This window comes from Gordonia cholesterolivorans (genome assembly GCF_039531975.1).
GTDB classification, from domain to species: Bacteria; Actinomycetota; Actinomycetes; order Mycobacteriales; family Mycobacteriaceae; genus Gordonia; species Gordonia sihwensis.
The window spans coordinates 169,457-181,783 of the sequence record NZ_BAAARB010000001.1 but is presented as its reverse complement, the minus strand read 5'-3'; the positions used below and the strand labels follow the sequence as shown (position 1 = coordinate 181,783).

13 protein-coding genes and 1 tRNA gene are annotated in these 12,327 nt (G+C 69.2%); 7 read left to right on the top strand and 7 right to left on the bottom strand.

Annotation, left to right across the window (positions count from 1 at the left end):
• Genes ABFX36_RS00810 through ABFX36_RS00800 form a run of 3 tightly spaced genes read left to right on the top strand, consistent with a single transcriptional unit; the run spans window position 1 to window position 3,899 of the window.
• Window positions 1–1,053 carry an MBL fold metallo-hydrolase gene (locus ABFX36_RS00810; RefSeq protein WP_006894624.1) on the top strand — a complete coding sequence of 351 codons (1,053 nt, stop codon included), beginning with the start codon at window positions 1–3 and terminating at the stop codon, window positions 1,051–1,053.
• A complete protein-coding gene (locus tag ABFX36_RS00805) occupies window positions 1,050–3,587 on the top strand; it encodes an HAD-IC family P-type ATPase (protein ID WP_006894625.1) in 2,538 nt (845 codons plus the stop codon). Before ABFX36_RS00810 ends, ABFX36_RS00805 begins: the two co-directional genes overlap by 4 nt.
• Before the next feature lie 51 nt (window positions 3,588–3,638).
• Window positions 3,639–3,899: an antitoxin gene (locus ABFX36_RS00800; protein ID WP_039866711.1), complete on the top strand. Its 261-nt coding sequence runs from the start codon at window positions 3,639–3,641 to the stop codon at window positions 3,897–3,899.
• Window positions 3,900–3,917: 18 nt separating this feature from the next.
• Here ABFX36_RS00800 and ABFX36_RS00795 read toward each other — a convergent pair whose 3' ends face one another.
• Window positions 3,918–4,571, bottom strand: a complete 654-nt coding sequence (locus ABFX36_RS00795) for a DNA-3-methyladenine glycosylase (RefSeq protein WP_006894627.1) — start codon at window positions 4,569–4,571, stop codon at window positions 3,918–3,920.
• On the opposite strand from ABFX36_RS00795, the gene ABFX36_RS00790 reads away from it, so the two are divergent.
• Window positions 4,549–4,986, top strand: a complete 438-nt coding sequence (locus ABFX36_RS00790) for a type II toxin-antitoxin system Rv0910 family toxin (RefSeq protein ID WP_006894629.1) — start codon at window positions 4,549–4,551, stop codon at window positions 4,984–4,986. The genes ABFX36_RS00795 and ABFX36_RS00790 overlap by 23 nt on opposite strands.
• A 24-nt stretch (window positions 4,987–5,010) precedes the next feature.
• Here the strand turns inward: ABFX36_RS00790 and ABFX36_RS00785 are convergent, their stop codons facing one another.
• From ABFX36_RS00785 to ABFX36_RS00765, 5 genes are all read right to left on the bottom strand, one after another.
• Entirely contained in the window at window positions 5,011–5,763 is a 753-nt protein-coding gene (locus ABFX36_RS00785) for a hypothetical protein (RefSeq protein WP_346074690.1), read from the bottom strand.
• Window positions 5,760–6,809: a COG1361 family protein gene (locus ABFX36_RS00780; RefSeq protein ID WP_006894633.1), complete on the bottom strand. Its 1,050-nt coding sequence runs from the start codon at window positions 6,807–6,809 to the stop codon at window positions 5,760–5,762. Before ABFX36_RS00780 ends, ABFX36_RS00785 begins: the two co-directional genes overlap by 4 nt.
• A gap of 73 nt (window positions 6,810–6,882) precedes the next feature.
• Entirely contained in the window at window positions 6,883–7,419 is a 537-nt protein-coding gene (locus ABFX36_RS00775) for a hypothetical protein (protein WP_006894635.1), read from the bottom strand.
• A 303-nt stretch (window positions 7,420–7,722) separates the two neighbouring features.
• Entirely contained in the window at window positions 7,723–8,586 is an 864-nt protein-coding gene (locus ABFX36_RS00770) for a sunset domain-containing protein (RefSeq protein WP_006894636.1), read from the bottom strand.
• 79 nt (window positions 8,587–8,665) lie between these two features.
• A tRNA-Arg gene (locus ABFX36_RS00765) sits at window positions 8,666–8,738 on the bottom strand.
• A gap of 211 nt (window positions 8,739–8,949) precedes the next feature.
• On the opposite strand from ABFX36_RS00765, the gene ABFX36_RS00760 reads away from it, so the two are divergent.
• Both ABFX36_RS00760 and cobF read left to right on the top strand, forming a co-directional pair.
• Entirely contained in the window at window positions 8,950–9,774 is an 825-nt protein-coding gene (locus ABFX36_RS00760; RefSeq protein WP_346074689.1) for an SDR family oxidoreductase, read from the top strand.
• Window positions 9,775–9,779: 5 nt separating this feature from the next.
• A complete protein-coding gene (gene cobF / locus ABFX36_RS00755; RefSeq protein WP_006894642.1) occupies window positions 9,780–10,532 on the top strand; it encodes a precorrin-6A synthase (deacetylating) in 753 nt (250 codons plus the stop codon).
• A gap of 9 nt (window positions 10,533–10,541) precedes the next feature.
• On the opposite strand, the gene ABFX36_RS00750 is transcribed toward cobF, so the two are convergent.
• Window positions 10,542–11,291 carry a 3'(2'),5'-bisphosphate nucleotidase CysQ gene (locus ABFX36_RS00750; protein ID WP_346074688.1) on the bottom strand — a complete coding sequence of 250 codons (750 nt, stop codon included), beginning with the start codon at window positions 11,289–11,291 and terminating at the stop codon, window positions 10,542–10,544.
• 105 nt (window positions 11,292–11,396) lie between these two features.
• Here ABFX36_RS00750 and ABFX36_RS00745 point away from each other — a divergent pair, with 105 nt between their 5' ends.
• Window positions 11,397–12,293, top strand: a complete 897-nt coding sequence (locus ABFX36_RS00745) for an Fpg/Nei family DNA glycosylase (RefSeq protein WP_346074687.1) — start codon at window positions 11,397–11,399, stop codon at window positions 12,291–12,293.
• Window positions 12,294–12,327 lie beyond the last annotated feature (34 nt).

The window sequence follows — 12,327 nt, the reverse complement described above, 5'->3', positions numbered from 1 at the left end:
GTGCACGCGGTGGGCGCGAGCCGCGAACAGATCGCACCGATGACCGCGGCTTCGCGGTTCGCGACGGACGGAGTCTTCGCCAACCGCGAGGCCGCCGCTCAGGTCCAGGGCCCGGACATGTCGGTGATGATCGACATGATGCGGCGTCGGGGGAGGCCCGGCCACCGCGTCCCGGTTCTGCGTCCCGAGTTCTCCGGCGAACCCGGTGCGCTGTCGGCCACCTGGCTGGGCCATGCGAGCATGGCTGTCGAACTCGACGGCGTGCGGATCGTCACCGATCCGGTGCTGTCCGACCGTTGCTCGCCCTCGCAGAGCATCGGTCCCCGGCGCATGCACCGGGCGCCCCTGACGGCCGGCGAGCTGCCCCCGCTCGACGTCGTGCTGATCAGCCACGATCACTACGACCATCTGGACACCCCGACGGTGCTGACCATCGCGCTGACACAGCCGAACGCGATCTTCGTCGTGCCGATCGGTGTCGCGGCGCATCTGATCTCATGGGGCGTCGATGCCGCGCGCATTCGGCAGGCCGACTGGTTCGAACAGGTGGATCTGACGGTCCGCGGCACCACGATCAGCTTCCACGCGGTGCCCGCCCGGCACTTCTCGGGCCGTGGACTCTCCCGCAACCTGACCCAGTGGGTCAGCTGGGCGGCCGTGGGACCGCAGCACCGCTTCTTCTTCTCGGGCGACACCGGATTCACGGAGAGCTACGCCGACACCGGCGCGGCGCTCGGCCCGTTCGATCTCAGCCTCGTGGCCGTCGGCGCCTACGATCCCGTGTGGCCGGACGTCCACGTCGACCCGGAAGAGGCACTCGTGGTCCATCGACTGCTGAACGGCGACGAGCGCGACGCGCTCTTCGTCCCGATCCACTGGGGTACGTTCAATCTCGCGCGGCACTCGTGGGCCGACCCCGTCGGCAGACTCACGACCGAGGCGGACCGGGTGGGCGTCGACATCTGCGTGCCGCGGCCCGGCGCCACGCTGGTCGCGCACAGCCGCAGCGGCACAGCCTTTTCCGATCCGACCTGGTGGGAGCGATCCGCATGACCACATCGACGACCACCGAGCGCGATCCGGGGCTCACCGACGAGCAGGTGGCCGCACGCGTCGCGGCGGGGCAGGTCAACGTCACCTCCGACAAGTCGGGCCGCTCGGTCGCCGACATCGTCCGGGCCAACGTGTTCACCAGGATCAACGCAATCCTCGGGGTGCTGTTCCTGATCGTCGCCGCCACCGGCTCGTTCATCAACGGACTGTTCGGGCTGCTGATCGTCGCCAACAGCGGCATCGGCATCATTCAGGAGGTCCGCGCCAAGCGCACCCTCGACCGGCTGGCGATCGTCGGACAGACCAGACCGGTGGTCCGGCGCAACGGAATCGCCGCCGAGATCCCCTCGGATCAGGTGGTGCTGGGCGACGTCATCGAACTCGGTCCCGGCGATCAGGTGATCGTCGACGGCGAGACCATCGAGTCGGAGTCGCTCGACATGGACGAGTCGCTGCTCACCGGCGAGGCGGACGCCGTCGATAAGTCTCTCGGCGACGAGATCATGTCCGGCAGCTTCGTGGTGGCCGGCTCGGGTGCGTATCGCGCCACCAAGGTCGGCGCTGATTCGTACGCCAACAAGCTCGCTGCGGAGGCCTCGAAGTTCTCGCTCGTGTCGTCGGAGCTGCGTTCGGGAATCGATCAGATCCTCCGGGTGATCACCTGGCTGCTGATCCCGGCGGGCATCCTGACGATCATCAACCAGCTGTTCATCAGCCAGAACGGGCTGCGCACCGCACTGCTGGGCATGGTCGCCGCGCTGGTTCCGATGGTGCCCGAAGGCCTCGTGCTGATGACGTCGATCGCCTTCGCGGTCGGTGTGGTCCGCCTGGGGCAGCGGCAGTGCCTGGTGAACGAACTCCCGGCCATCGAAGGTCTGGCGCGCGTCGATGTGGTGTGCACCGACAAGACCGGCACGCTGACCGAGAACGGCATGCGGCTGTCGGAGGTGCGGATCGTGGCACCCGGCTCGGGTCCGGGCGCGGTGAAGCAGGGGGATGTGGAAGCGGCCCTCGCGGCGATCGCCGCGCACGATCCGCGGCCCAACGCCAGCATCGCGGCGATCCAGGAGGCGTTCCCGGACGCTCCCGAGTGGTCGACCTCCGCGGTGCTGCCGTTCAGTTCGGCCAACAAGTTCTCGGGCATGTCGTTCATCGACGCGTCCGGCGTCTCGGTGGGGAACTGGCTGATCGGCGCACCCGACGTATTGCTCGACCCCGACAGCGACACGGCCCGGCTGGCGTCCGACCTCGGATCGACCGGATTGCGGGTGCTGCTGGTCGCGACCACCGATGTTCCGGTCGATACCGAGCCGACGGCCGACACGGCGGTGCCCGGAACGCTCGTGCCCACCGCCCTGGTGGTGTTGGAGCAGCGTGTGCGACCCGACGCCCGCGACACCATCGAGTACTTCGAGTCGCAGAATGTCGCGGTCAAGATCATCTCCGGCGACAACGCCCGATCGGTGGGCGCCGTCGGGGAGTCGCTGGGACTCGGCTCGCCCGAGACCGCCGTCGACGCTCGCGAGTTGCCGACCGACGACGCCGAACTGGCCGGTGTGATCGCCGACCACGATGCCTTCGGCCGGGTGCGCCCGGACCAGAAACGCGCGATGGTCAAGGCCCTGCAGTCCAAGGACCACACCGTCGCGATGACCGGCGACGGCGTCAACGACGTGCTCGCGCTCAAGGACTCCGACATCGGCGTCGCGATGGGTTCGGGTTCGTCGGCCGCGCGTTCGGTGGCGCAGATCGTCCTGCTGGACAACAAGTTCGCGACGCTGCCCTACGTGGTCGGCGAGGGCCGCCGGGTGATCGGCAACATCGAGCGTGTGTCGAACCTGTTCCTCACCAAGACGGTGTACGCGGTGCTGCTGGCGCTGCTCATCGGCGGCGCGGGGCTGCTCGCCAAGGTGATGGGCTGGGCGTCGATCAGCTACCCGTTCCAGCCGATCCATGTCACCATCTCGGCCTGGTTCACCATCGGGGTGCCTGCCTTCATCCTCTCGCTGGCGCCGAACAACGAGCGCGCTCAGCCGGGCTTCGTCCGCCGGGTGCTGACGCAGGCGGTGCCGAACGGCATCATCGTGGGCCTGTCCACGTTCGTCTGCTTCTTGCTGGTGAACCGCGACTACTCCGCGGCCCTGGGCGGGTACGTCGCGAATGCGGCGACCCGGCCCTCCGACGGGATCGCCGCCGTCGCCAACGCCACGCAGACCGTCGGCGCGGTCCAGACACAGGCGGCCACGGCCGCGCTCGCGACCATGATCGCGGTCGCGGTGTACGTGCTCGTGGTGGTCGCGCGTCCCTACAACTGGTGGAAGATCCTGCTGCTCGCGGTCTCGGTCGGGATGTACGTGCTGATCTTCATGCTTCCGCTGAGCCAGCGGTGGTTCCACCTCGACTCGTCGAACGGTCCGATGATGGCGGTCGCGGGAGTGTGTGCGGTCGTGGGCATCGTCGCGGTGGAGGTCTCCACACGCGTGCTCGACGGCGTGCTGAATCGGCGGTCGCGCACCGCTGAACCGCTGGTGTGACTGGACCGCCGGTGTGACGCGCGCCCGCCTGAGTCGACGTACCATCGGCACATGGATCTCAAAGGACTCGTGGACAAGGCCAAGGACGCGCTGAAGTCGAACCCCGATCTCATCGAGAAGGGCGGCGACCTAATCGACAAGGCCACCGGCAACAAGTACGCCTCGCAGGTCGACAAGGCTCAGGACGCCGCGCGCAAGGCGGTCGGTGCCGAGCAGTCGAAGCCCGAGGACCGCAGAGCCGAGCACGCCCCGGCCGAGCAGCCCCAGGCCGAACAGGCCGAACCGCCGAAGGGCGAAGGCCCGGCCCAGTAGGCAACTCCCGGGGGTCGGTCAGGCCCGTGGATGCCGCCGGTACGCCGACACCGACGGCTCGCCGTCGATCCAGAACCGCCACGGTCGGTCGGCGGCGAGCCGGACGCCCACGCGCGGCCCGGCGATCACGTGCCCGCCGGCGGTCGGATCCGACGCCGGGTCGGCGGGCAGCAGGTGCACGCCGACCGGATCGAGCAGATCGGTGTCGAGGTCGGCTTTGGTGATTCCGAGCGCGCGGGTGAGATTGCCCGGGCCGCGTGCGAGGAGATGCTCGGCGACGCCTCCGCGGCGGTCGCGGGCCGCCTGCACTCCGTCGATCACCGCGCCGGCTCGGATCAGCACCGCCGAGCCCTGCCCCTCCGGACTGGTGACCACGTTCGCGCAGTGGTGGGTGTGGATCTGATACACGTACAGGCGGTTCGGCGGACCGTACATGATCTCCGACCGCGGCGTCCGGGTGAACGCGTGCGAAGCGGGGTCGTCGGGCCCGTTGTACGCCTCCACTTCGGTGATTCGCACCGACACGCCGTGCCCCACCAGGACACGGTTCAGGAGCGACCGCGCCGCCGCGAGGATCGTCGGCTCGGGTGCCGTCCCGGCGTGGGCCGGATCTACCTGTGACGCGCGGTGGCGGTTAGTCTCTGTACTCATGGCAAAGACCAGTGACTCCATTCATGTCGCGCTCTCCCCGGAAGACGCCTTCAAGTGTGCCGCCGATCTCGCCCGGTACGACGACTGGCTGGTCCTCCACGACGGCTGGCGCAGCCCGCTGCCCGCCCCCGACGACCTCAAGAAGGGCACCGCGGTCTCGTCGGTGGTCTCCGTCAAGGGGGCGCGCGTGCGGTTCGCGTGGGAGATCGAGAAGCTCGACCGGCCCGGCGAGGTCGTGCTCAAGGGTAACGGCAAGGGCGGAGTGAAGGCCAAGATCAACCTGCTCGTGAAGCCGGAGGGCGACGGCTCCCGGGTCACGTTCCTCATCGACCTCGGCGGTCTGCCGCTGATCGGACCGGCGGGCAAGGCCGCGGCGATGGCGGTCAAGGGCGACATCGAGAAGTCGCTCGTCAAGTTCAACGAATTGTTCGGCTGAGCCCGGCAGAGCGGAGCCGACCGATCAGTACGCCGACACGGTGATCGTTCCCGTGTAGGTGCACATCGAGGCGCCGTTCGGGTAGGCGACGGTGAGCGCCGGAGTCCAGGTGCCGGTGTTGAGAACACCGTTCAGCCCAGATCCGCCGCTGGTGAACACGGTCTTCGGCGACGCGAGCGTCTGCGGGCCGGTCGCGGTGCCCGCGACGCCGGCGGGCGCCGTCGCACTGTAGGTGACCTGCGATTTAGGAATCACTGCGCCGTTCGGGCAAGTGAAGTCCGTCGAAGACGCGCTCGCGGACCAGCCCTGTCCCTGCCACGTACTCACCGTGACGGTGGGCAGGATGCCGGTGGCGCTGGTGGCGTACGGCACGATGGTCCCGTAGGAGCCCGCCGAGACCGACAGATCCGATGCCGCCGACGGCGCGACGGCGGCGCGTCCGTGTTTCACGTCCTCGGTGGACGGGTTCGAGGAAGTCGTCGAGGTCGCCGGGGACACCGACGACGGGGGACGGCTGGTGGCGGCCTGGGGGGTGGTCTCGGTGATGGGCTCAGTGGTCTCCGCGGTAGGCGTGACAGTCGGCTCCGCGGTCGGAACCACGGCCGTCGTGTCCGGAGCCGGCGACTCGGAGAACTGCGCATCCGCGGAATCGGCCGGCGACGTCGTCGACGTGGTCGATTCAGAGGGTGTGGCCGAGGCGGGGCAGACGCCGACAGCCAACACTCCGGCAGTCGCGAGGGCGACGGTGCCGAGCGCGGCCCTCAGTGCGCTGTTCACACGGACTCTCCCGGCCCGGACGACGATCCCCGGCGTCGTCGGAGCAGCCACGCGGCGATGCCCGCCAGTGCTGCGGCGGCGATGACGACGATCGTGACGATCAGCGCGGTGTTCGACGATCCTTCGGTCTGATCCGACTGGTCGAAGGTGATCGATGCGGTCGAGTCGTGCGTGTGCACCCCGCTCTCCAACTGCACCTCGGCCTTCCACGGGCCGTCCGGGAGCTGTGCGCTGTTCGGGACTGCGAACACGACGTCGGCCGACTCACCCGGAGCGATGGTCATGCCCTTCGACGAGACCGCCTTGGCGGAGAGCCCTCCGGGTCCCTCACTCAGCTTCAGGGTGCCGGTGACGTCGACGGCGCGCCCTCCGGTATTCGTGACGTGGGCGGTCACTTCGGCGCCGTTGTCCGCACCGCGACGTCCCTCGAGCTTCTCGATCGCGAAGTCCGACGGCGGGCCGTTGCCGGGTCCGGTGGAGAGGTACATGCGGACGCCGACACGGGATGCGAGGCCGATGCCGGTCTCCTTGTTCTGGTTCGGCACCGTGGACGCCCAAATGACGCCGTACTGCTCCATCTCCGGCGCGTCCTTGGGTACGGCAATCGTCACCGCGACTCTGGCCTTCTGTCCCGGCGCGAGGTTCAGATTCGGCTTGTCGACGCTCGTCCACGACGTCAGGAGGTTCTTCGTTCCCGGCTCGCCCGGGACGAAGCTGCCGTCGACGATGCCGGCCGGTCCCGGGTAGACGGCGATCTTCATCGCGGTGTCGGTGCCGTTCGTCACCTGGACATGGCGTGTGATCGTGGTGCCGGGGTTCAGGTTGTCGATGATGTAGAGCTGCGCCCGAGGATCGTCCTTCGACTTCGCGGGGACGTCGAGCAGTCGGATACCGATGGAACCGTCCGGCGTTCCGCGGTCGGCCGGTGCCGTCGACGATCCGGGCGCGGCACCGGCGACGGCGGGACCGGTGAGGAGGACGACACCGGTCAGGAGGGCCGCTGTCAGCGTCGCGAGAAGTGCACGGAGGGAGGAGGTGGGGCGCATGCTGGGCTTTCGAGTGCGGTGGCCGGGACACGCGCGGTGCGTGTCCCGGCCACGAGGTTCTAGCCTGTCGGGGTCAGGCGACGGAGACGGTCACGGTGCCGGAATAGCTCCCAATCGGCAGACCGCCGGTGGGGAAGTCGACCGTCAGAGCCGGACTCCAGGTGATGATCTCGAGCGGCCAGGTGAGGCCGGTCCGGGTGACGACGGTAGCGGGGGATCCGAGGCTCTTCTCTCCCTGCCCGGTGACGTCGCCGCCGCCGACCTTGCCGATGATCGCGTTCGCCTCGTACTTCACGTCGGAGGCGGGAATCGTGACGCCCTGACCGGTGAAGTCGGTGGAGGATGCCGTGGTCTCCCAGGAGCGGGGAGAGCCATTGCGATTGTCGGTCACCGAGGCCGTCGGGAGGCCCCCGGTCGCCAGGGTGCCGTTCGCGTTCGGGACGATGGCGCCGAGCGGCCCCGCGGTGATCGACAGATCGCCGCCCTGGCCGGCCACGACGAAGGTCACCTGGGTGTCGGCCGATGGTGCGGCCTCGGCAGCGCCGGAGGGGACGAGGATTCCGGCGGCGGCAGCGGCGGCCACCGCCGCGACGAGTGGGAGTTTGCGCATGTTTCGGGGCTCTCTGGTGATGTGGCCGATCGGGTGGGAGGAACCTCGGCGACCTGATCGGGTAGACGGCGAGGTGTGCCCGACAGGCGGGCGCGCCGACGGGTGTCAGCGCGCGAAACATAACGCGATGTGCCGACTATGAAGCGGGGTCGGGCCGCACTTCGTGTGATCGTCGGACAGTTCCTGTGCCGCAGTGCCGGCCGGTGGCACAAATCAGCGGTTCCGCCGTCGTGTGGAGAGCCGTCGTGTGGAGCCGTCGTGTGGTGGTGCGTCCTCAGGGGGGCGCGGCCCGGATCGACGGTGTCAGTCCCCAGCCGGCGCGAAGCCGCCTTTATCTGCGGTCGGAGCCGTGGCGAACCAGAGGTCGGGTGTCACTGACGCATACTCGGCGTCGGCCGGTCGGTAGTACAGGCCCGATTCGACGATCGCCTTGATCGGGTACCCGTCGGGTGCTTGCATCGGATCGTTCGGCAGCGGGCGCGACGCCCCGATCGGCAGCGGCACCTCTCCGCCCTGGGAAGGGACTCGCGCGCCCGGCCGCACGGGCACCTCGGCGGCCTTCGCCGCTGCGGCGGCCGCCTCGGCCCTTGCGATCGCGTCCGCGGCGCTCGTCTCCCGGCCGTCCGCCAAGGCCCGCAGCCGGTCCGCGCGCTCGTCGGTGACCGGAGGGAATCCCGGGCCGGTCGCCGGGGAATATGTCTTGTAGTTGTAGGAGTTCAGTCCGCGCAGCCACGCCAGCATCAGGCCGACGAGCGGGATCAGCAGCAGGAGCATCCACCACCAGGCGGAGATGCCGTCGTCTGAGGCTTCGGCCTCACTCGCGGCAGCATTCGTGGAGAAAAGAACGATGTGGGACCCGTTGGACGGCGTCCGAACTCTGTTCGTCTGCTCGTTCTTCGCGCCTGCATCTTCGAACACGACTTCCTGCGCGCCCGACTCCGCGGTCCACACGATGACGCCGTTCTCATACAGCTGCCGGTAACCGTCGCCTGATTGGGTCAGATCGCCCTGCTGCTCACCGAGGGAATCCTCCATGGTGACCGAGAGTTGGTTGATCGCCTGCCGTGCGTCGTCGCGCGTGTCGGCGTGAGCGGGGGTCGGAACCGACAGCGCGGCGGTGACCGCGACGGCCAGTCCGAGGGTGAGTGCGCGGATTCGCGACGTCATCACTGAGAGATCCTCCTGAGCTGAGCAGCACTGCGGGTGCTTCGCTCACGACTCTAGACACAGCACTCTGGACACTGCGTGCTCCCGGTAGGATTCGAACCTACGACACCCGCTTTAGGAGAGCGGTGCTCTATCCCCTGAGCTACGAGAGCGGGGACCGCGGTGAGCGTCATCGGTTCGCCGCCGGCCCGGTCGGCGGCCGAGATGGGGACGCGGTCGCCGACGAGGAGAAGTCTACGTCACCGGCTCGGCTGCGACGCCGAGCGCCTCTGCTCCTCCGCACCCGCGACGCTCACTCCACATCGCCGGTGTCCGGACCGGTCGTTCGCCCCGCGGCCCGCTGTCCCGGCTACCGTAGGTGCCATGACCAAATCGATCACCGGGCAGCGGACTGTGCTGGTCACCGGAGCGAGCAGCGGAATCGGGGAGGCCGTGGCGCGACAGTTCGTGGCGCTCGGACACAAGGTGTACGGCACCAGCCGCAACCCGGACTCGGTGCGCAACCCGATCCCGGGCGTCACGTACCTGCGCCTCGACAACGAGGACTACGCGTCGGCCACCGAGTGCGCCGAGGCTGTCGGCGATCTCGACATCCTCATCAACAACGCGGGAGAGAGTGCCGCGGGTGCCTTCGAGGACACGCCGATGGACGCCGTCGAGCACCTGTTCAAGGTCAACGTCTTCGGGCCGGTCGCGCTGACGAAGGCTGTGCTGCCGCGTATGCGCCATCGTCGTACCGGGACCATCGTGATGGTGGGGTCGATGCTCTCGAGCTTCCCGGTCGCGTTCCGCACCAACTACGCGGCCACCAAGTCGGCGCTCAAGGGCTACGCGATGGCGCTGCGCCGCGAGGTGGCGCCGTACGGAATCCGCGTCACCACCGTCGAACCCGGCACCATCGCGACGGGGATCGGCGAGCGGCGCACCATCCACATCAAACCCGACTCGGTGTACCGGGAGGAGTACGAGACCCTCGCGGCGGCGACGCGCCGCAATGAGGCGAAGGGGATCTTGGCGGCGTCGATGGCGCAGGAGATCGTCGAAGCCGCGCTCGCGGAGCACCCGCGACCGCTGTACGCCCGCGGCAATCGGGCGCCGATCGTCTTCGCACTGCGGCGTCTGGTTCCGCGTCAAACGGTGCTCGACCTCACCGCGCGCATCCACGGCTTGAAGAAGGTGCGGCTCTGAACGCCGTGCTGCTGCGCGTCATCGGGATCGGACCGGGGTCGCCGCGCCAGATCACACTGGAGGCGGTGGATGCGATCGGCGCCACGGACGTCTTCTTCCTGCTCGACAAGGGCTCTCGCACAAGCGAACTGACCGCTCTCCGGGAGAAGTTCCTGACCGAGTACGGTGCGCCCGGACATCGCGTGGTGGCGATCGCCGACCCGCCGCGCGATCGTCGTCCCGACGATTACGAGGCCGAGGTCCGGCGCTGGCACGCCGCGCGCGTCGACGCGGTGCGGGCCGCGGTCTCCGAGCATCTGCGTCCCGGCGAGACCGGCGGTTTCCTGGTGTGGGGCGATCCCGCGCTGTACGACTCCACACTCCGCATCCTGGACCAGCTCGCCGCGCGCGACGACGTCTCCGTCGAGGTCGAGGTGATCGCCGGTGTGACGAGCGCGTCCGCGCTGACCGCCGCGCACGGGATCGTCGCGCACGGCATCGGCGAACCGATCCTGACCACCACGGGCCGCCGGCTCTCGGCCACGCCCGCGGGTGCCGACGCCAATCAGATCGTCATGCTCGATTCCGACCTCGCCTTCCGCGAGACGGCCGCACCCGACGACCTGGTGTACTGGGGCGCCTACCTGGGCACCGAACACGAGATCCTGGTGAGCGGCCGGGTGGCGGACGTCACCGCGGAGATCGAGGAGAAGCGGGCGCGAGCGCGTGAACGGCTCGGCTGGATCATGGACATCTACCTGTTGCAGAAGGCTCGCTGAGCGGCCCTCTCACCAGGGTGTCGCGACCGCCTCGAGAACGGCGTCGGCGATCTCCGTGCGGCAGATGACGAAGTCGGGCATGTACGGCTGCGGGTTGTTGTAGACGATCTGCCGTCCGTCGAGCCGGCTGCAATGCAGTCCCGCCGCCAGCGCGACGCCGACCGGCGCGCAGTTGTCCCACTCGTACTGGCCGCCGGAGTGCACGTAGGCGTCGACATCGCCGCGGACCACGGCCATCGCCTTGGCGCCCGCCGAACCGATGCGGATCGCGTCCATGCCGAGCCGATCGGCGACCGCCGCGGAATGATACGAGTGTCCGTACCGCGACACCGCGAGTCGGCCCGTGAGCGGCCCGTGAGTGGCGGGTACGTCGTCGCTGCGGAACACCTCGTTCTTCGCCGGGAGCGACACCGCGGCCGCGGCCGGCGTGCCGTCCACCGCGAGCGCAACGTGCACCGCCCAGTCCGATGTACCCATCGCGAACTCGCTCGTGCCGTCGAGCGGATCGATGATCCACACCCGCCCGGCGCGCGAGCGGTCGCCGACGTCCTCGGCCTCCTCCGAGAGCACGGCGTCCCGTCCTCGGTGCCTGCGCAGGACGGTGGAGATCCATGCTTGCGCCAGTGCGTCTCCCACATCGCCGACCAGGGGGCCGGTGAGCAGATCCCGGTGGCGGATGCCCAGGAGGATCTCGCCCGCGCCTTCGGCGATAGCGGCGGCGAGTTCGGCGTCGGACATCGCGGGAGGGGACGGGCGCATTCTCTAACTAGAACACACGGGCGCAGGCTGGAGCACCCGGCGGATTTCCGGTCGGGTCGGTCCGGCTCACGTGAGAAAGTCCGACCCGTGGCGCACACTGGGGGCATGCCGGAGCTTCCCGAAGTGACCGCCATCGCGACGTACCTCGACTCGCGGGCCGCCGGCCTGCCGATCCGGCGGGTCGACGTCGCCTCGCTCGCCGTGCTCAAGACCGCCGATCCGCCGTACACGGCGCTGACGGGCCGCATCGTGTCGAGCGTCGACCGTATCGGGAAGTACCTGGTGATCCGGACCGCGCCCGGGCCCGCGGACGGCGGTGCCGCGGTCGACGACGAGATCGACCTGGTGATCCACCTGTCCCGTGCCGGGTGGGTGCGTTGGAGCGACTCGCTCTCGCAGACTCCGCCGAAACCGGGAGGCAAGGGCCCCATCGCGCTGCGCGTTCACTGCGGGCTGCCCGGTGAGGGATTCGACGTCACCGAGGCCGGGACGCAGAAGCGGCTGGCGGCCTGGATCGTCCGCGACACCGCAGAAGTGGAACGGATCGCCGGCCTCGGGCCCGACGTTCTGGCGCTGGACCGCGACCAGTTCGCCGCAATCCTCGCCGGCAGCAGCGCGCGGATCAAGAACCTGCTGACCGATCAGCGGGTCGTCGCCGGCGTGGGCAACGCCTACTCGGACGAGATCCTGCACACCGCTCGGCTGTCGCCCTTCGCCACGTCGAAGAGCCTCTCGGACAAGCAGATCGACGACCTGTACCGGGCCGTCCGCTCGGTGCTGCACGATGCGATCGAACGGCTCGAAGGACAGGAGGTGGCCCGCCTCAAGTCGGAGAAGCGCACCGGGCTTCGGGTCCACGCGCGCACCGGCCTGCCCTGTCCGGTGTGCGGCGACACCGTCCGTGAGGTGTCCTTCGCCGACCGCTCGTTCCAGTACTGCCCGACGTGTCAGACGGGCGGCAAGGTGCTGGCCGACCGCCGGATGTCGCGGCTGCTGAAGTAGGCGATCGACGCGGGTGGCCGCTGCGCTCCGGGCC

Excerpts from the sequence above, each read along its gene's own strand:
- ABFX36_RS00745 (WP_346074687.1), top strand. The coding sequence starts at position 11,397 with ATGCCGGAGCTTCCCGAAGTGACCGCCATCGCGACGTACCTCGACTCG.
- ABFX36_RS00775 (WP_006894635.1), bottom strand. The coding sequence starts at position 7,419 with ATGCGCAAACTCCCACTCGTCGCGGCGGTGGCCGCCGCTGCCGCCGCC.
- ABFX36_RS00805 (WP_006894625.1), top strand. The coding sequence starts at position 1,050 with ATGACCACATCGACGACCACCGAGCGCGATCCGGGGCTCACCGACGAG.
- ABFX36_RS00770 (WP_006894636.1), bottom strand. The coding sequence starts at position 8,586 with ATGACGTCGCGAATCCGCGCACTCACCCTCGGACTGGCCGTCGCGGTC.
- ABFX36_RS00795 (WP_006894627.1), bottom strand. The coding sequence starts at position 4,571 with ATGGAGTCACTGGTCTTTGCCATGAGTACAGAGACTAACCGCCACCGC.
- ABFX36_RS00750 (WP_346074688.1), bottom strand. The coding sequence starts at position 11,291 with ATGCGCCCGTCCCCTCCCGCGATGTCCGACGCCGAACTCGCCGCCGCT.
- ABFX36_RS00760 (WP_346074689.1), top strand. The coding sequence starts at position 8,950 with ATGACCAAATCGATCACCGGGCAGCGGACTGTGCTGGTCACCGGAGCG.
- ABFX36_RS00800 (WP_039866711.1), top strand. The coding sequence starts at position 3,639 with ATGGATCTCAAAGGACTCGTGGACAAGGCCAAGGACGCGCTGAAGTCG.
- ABFX36_RS00780 (WP_006894633.1), bottom strand. The coding sequence starts at position 6,809 with ATGCGCCCCACCTCCTCCCTCCGTGCACTTCTCGCGACGCTGACAGCG.
- ABFX36_RS00790 (WP_006894629.1), top strand. The coding sequence starts at position 4,549 with ATGGCAAAGACCAGTGACTCCATTCATGTCGCGCTCTCCCCGGAAGAC.